Source organism: Pseudomonas sp. NPDC090755 (assembly GCF_044769005.1).
GTDB lineage: Bacteria > Pseudomonadota > Gammaproteobacteria > Pseudomonadales > Pseudomonadaceae > Aquipseudomonas.
Genome location: NZ_JBIVXC010000048.1, coordinates 1 through 4,094, shown reverse-complemented (window position 1 = coordinate 4,094; position 4,094 = coordinate 1). Strand labels below are relative to the sequence as shown.

General features: G+C 61.9%; 3 protein-coding genes. All 3 read left to right on the top strand.

The features are described 5' to 3' along the window. The first annotated feature begins 341 nt into the window (after positions 1-341). Genes ACIQUS_RS27045 through ACIQUS_RS27035 form a run of 3 tightly spaced genes read left to right on the top strand, consistent with a single transcriptional unit; the run spans position 342 to position 3,904 of the window. Positions 342-1,001: a paraquat-inducible protein A gene (locus ACIQUS_RS27045; RefSeq protein WP_403054190.1), complete on the top strand. Its 660-nt coding sequence runs from the start codon at positions 342-344 to the stop codon at positions 999-1,001. After that, entirely contained in the window at positions 988-1,611 is a 624-nt protein-coding gene (locus ACIQUS_RS27040; protein ID WP_403054187.1) for a paraquat-inducible protein A, read from the top strand. Before ACIQUS_RS27045 ends, ACIQUS_RS27040 begins: the two co-directional genes overlap by 14 nt. Then, positions 1,604-3,904, top strand: coding sequence for an MlaD family protein (locus ACIQUS_RS27035; protein WP_403054184.1), 2,301 nt, complete (start codon positions 1,604-1,606; stop codon positions 3,902-3,904). Before ACIQUS_RS27040 ends, ACIQUS_RS27035 begins: the two co-directional genes overlap by 8 nt. Positions 3,905-4,094: the final 190 nt, after the last annotated feature.

Genomic DNA, 4,094 nt, shown 5'->3' with positions numbered 1-4,094 from the left:
ATGGTAGTGTGGGGTTTCCCCATGTGAGAGTAGGTCATCGTCAAGATTAAATTCCGAAACCCCTATCTGCACACGCAGGTAGGGGTTTTGTCTTTGTGGCGCACCGCCGCCCCTGTAGCCGCTGCCGCCAGGCTGCGATCGACTGCGCAGCAGGCGCCTGCCAGTCCGGGGCTGATCCTCAAACACTGCGCTGCCTGGCTGGCGGTCGCTACGCGACCGATCGCAGCCTCGTACCTCGGCAGCGGCTACGGGTGTGCGGCAGTAGCGGCTACTGTCGAGGGCGAGTTGCTCTTCGATCAATGGGTTAGAATACCGCCCTTGTGTTGACTCAGAAGTTCACTATGACCGAACCTGTCGATTCCAACCGGCTCGCCGACTTGCCCCTGGAGCAATTGGTGGGCTGTCATGAATGCGACCTGCTGATGCGCAAACCTTTGCTCAAGCAGGACGAAAAGGCGCATTGCCCGCGTTGCGGGTACGAGCTGTATGCGCACCGCCACAATGTCGTCCAGCGCAGCCTGGCGCTGGTGCTCGCCGCCTTGTTGCTTTACATACCCGCCAACTTTCTTCCCATCATGCAGCTTCACCTGTTGGGCCAGAGCTCCAACGATACGGTCTGGAGCGGCGTAGTGGGTTTGTACAACACCGGGATGGCTGGGGTGGCAGTGGTGGTGTTCCTCTGCAGCATGGCTATCCCCTTGCTCAAACTACTGTGCCAACTGACGGTACTTTTGAGTATTCGTCTGAATATCGGACGCAGTTACGGCCTGTTGTTTTACCGGATTTATCACCATCTGCGCGACTGGGGCATGCTCGAGGTGTATTTCATGGGCGTGCTGGTCGCGATGGTCAAGCTGGTCGAACTGGCAGAGTTGAGTCTCGGCCTGGGGCTGGCCTGTTTTATCAGTTTGCTACTGGTTCAGGTATGGCTGGAGGTGGTGATGTCGCCTCACCAGATCTGGAGTGCTTTATCGGGGGAAGACCTGCATGCGTGCGATTGATGCTGGCATTCTGATTTGTGGCGAGTGCCACGAACTGAATCGCCAAGAGCCGGAGTGTGACGCGCAAACCTGCACGCGTTGCGGAGCGATTGTGCATGCACGGCGGCCAAACAGCCTGGCACGAACCTGGGCCTTGCTGCTGACCTCGGCAATTCTGTACATCCCGGCCAACGTGCTGCCGATCATGACAGTGAGCACGCTGGGCCAGGGGGCGCCGGATACCATCATGTCCGGTGTCATCACCCTGATTAAGTTCGGCATGTTGCCGATTGCTGCCGTGGTGTTCATTGCCAGTATTCTGGTGCCTACCTTCAAGTTGGTAGGTATCGGGCTGTTGCTCTACTCGGTACAGCGCAGGCAGCCACTGTCTGCGCGCCAACGGATTCTGATGTATCGCTTCATTGAGTTTATCGGACGCTGGTCGATGCTGGACATCTTCGTGATCGCCATTCTGGTGGCGGTGGTGAATTTCGGCAGGATCGCCAGCATCGAAGCAAACCTGGGCGCCGTCGCCTTCGCCAGTGTGGTGATTCTGACGATGCTCGCTGCAGTAACTTTCGATCCCCGACTGATTTGGGATAACACGGAGTCGGATGACGACCATGAGTGATTTGCCTACGGCTAAAACCCGCCCAGCTTCGAACTGGTCGGCTATATGGATATTGCCTCTGATCGCCCTGGTCATTGGTGGCTGGCTCGGCTGGCAGGCTTACCGCGAATCCGGGGTGAATATCCAGGTTCGCTTTGAAAGCGGTGAGGGCATCGTCGCCAACAAGACCGAGGTGGTCTACAAGGGCATGTCGGTGGGCAAGGTGAAGGAGCTGGTGCTGGATGCCAAGGGCAGCAACACCGGTGTGATCGCCACCATCGAGATGAACAAGGAAGCCGAGCCCCACATGAACACCGGCACCCGCTTCTGGCTGGTCAAGCCGAGTGTGAGCCTGGCGGGTATCACGGGCCTCGAGACCCTGGTATCCGGTAACTACATCGCGGTGAGCCCGGGGGAGGGCGAGCCTACCAAGCGCTTCAAGGCGCTGGCCGAGGCGCCTCCGCTCTCGGATACCGAGCCAGGCTTGCACCTGACGCTCAAGGCTGACCGCCTCGGCTCGCTCAATCGCGACAGCCCGGTGTTCTACAAGCAGATTCAGGTAGGGCGGGTGAAAAGCTATCGCCTGGCCGAAGACCAGGCGACGGTGGAGATCAAGGTGTTCATCGAGCCGGCCTATACCAACCTGGTGCGTAAACATACGCGCTTCTGGAACGCCAGCGGCGTCAGCATCGATGCCGACCTCACCGGGGTCAAGGTGCGCAGCGAATCGCTCTCCAGTATCGTCGCCGGCGGTATCGCTTTTGCCACGCCCGAGCACCGAAAGGACAGCCCGCCGACAGATCCGAGCCTGCCGTTCCGCCTGTACGAAGACTTCGACGATGCCCAGGCGGGCATCCGCGTCAAGGTCAAGCTGGGCGACTTCGAAGGCCTGCAGGCCGGACGTACGCCGGTCATGTACAAAGGCATCCAGGTCGGTTCGTTGAAAGCCCTTCAGGTCGATGCCGACCTGAGCAGCGCCATGGCCGAGCTGACCCTCGACCCGCTGGCCGAAGACTACCTGGTGGACGGCACGCAGTTCTGGGTGGTCAAACCGTCCATCTCGCTGGCCGGGATCACCGGTCTGGAAGCCCTGGTCAAGGGTAACTACATCGCCATCCGCCCGGGTGACAAAGGCGCTTCGCCGCAACGCGAGTTCGAGGCGCGGCCCAAGGCGCCGCCGCTGGACCTCAAGGCGCCGGGCCTGCACCTGGTGCTGTTCAGCGACAACCTCGGCTCGCTGGAAGTCGGTAGCCCGATTCTCTACCGCCAGGTGAAGGTCGGTACCGTGCAGAGCTATCAGTTCTCCAAGAAGAGCAAGCGCCTGCTGATTGGCGTGCACATCGAGAAGGAGTACGCCGGCCTGGTCAATGGCTCGACACGCTTCTGGAATGCCAGCGGCATCACCCTCACCGGTGGCCTGTCGGGTATCCAGATCAAGAGCGAATCCCTGCAGAGCCTGATGGCGGGTGGCATCGCTTTCGATACGCCGACCCCGAATGTGCCGCTCAAGCGCCACATTCCGAGTTTCCGCCTGCATGAGAACCAGGAAGCCGCCAATCGCAGTGGTACCACCGTTACCATTCGCGTCGAGCGAGCCGACGGCCTCAAGGTCGGTACGCCTGTTCGCTTCAAGGGGCTGGATATCGGCAAGGTCGAGCAGGTCGATCTGACCGACGATCTGCAGGCGGTATTGCTCAAGGCGCGTATTACCGAGGTGCCGGAGCGTATCGCCCGTGAAGGCACGCAATTCTGGGTGGTCAAGCCTGCCCTGGGCATCGTCAAGACGGCCAACCTGGAAACCCTGGTGACAGGCCAGTACCTGGAAGTCCAGCCGGCCGTGAAGAACCTGGGGCCTCAGCGCAACTTCACTGCATTGGCCCAGGCACCGGACTTCTCGTCGCGTGAACCAGGCCTTGCGCTGGTGCTCAGTGCCCCGCGCCGCGGTTCGATCAAGCCGGGCGTACCGGTCACCTACCGGGAAATTCCGGTAGGCAAGGTGACCGGCTTCGAGCTTGGCCAGACAGCAGACCGGGTGTTGATCCGCATCCTTATCGAGCCGCGCTATGCCACGCTGGTGCGTGGTGGCAGCCGCTTCTGGAACAGCAGTGGCTTTGGCTTCGACTTCGGTCTGTTCAAGGGCGCGACAGTGCGCACCGAGTCGCTGGAAACCCTGATCGAGGGCGGTATTGCCTTCGCCACGCCGGACGGCGACAAGATGGGCAACCCGGCCAGGCCCCAACAGACCTTTGCCTTGTTCGACGAGGCTGATCCTGAATGGCTGCAGTGGGCGCCGAAGATTCAAATCGGCAACTGATGTAAGCGATCGCGGGGCAAGTCGAGTCGTGGGGGGGGGGGGGGGGGCGGCCGGGGGGGGGGGGGGGGGGGGGGGGGGGGGGGGCGCGGGGGGGGGGGGGGGGGGCGGGGGGGGGGGGGGGGGGGGGGGGGGGGGTGGGTGCAGTGGGAGGAGGCGGAGGGCGCGGGGGGGCCCGGGACGCCCCCCCCCC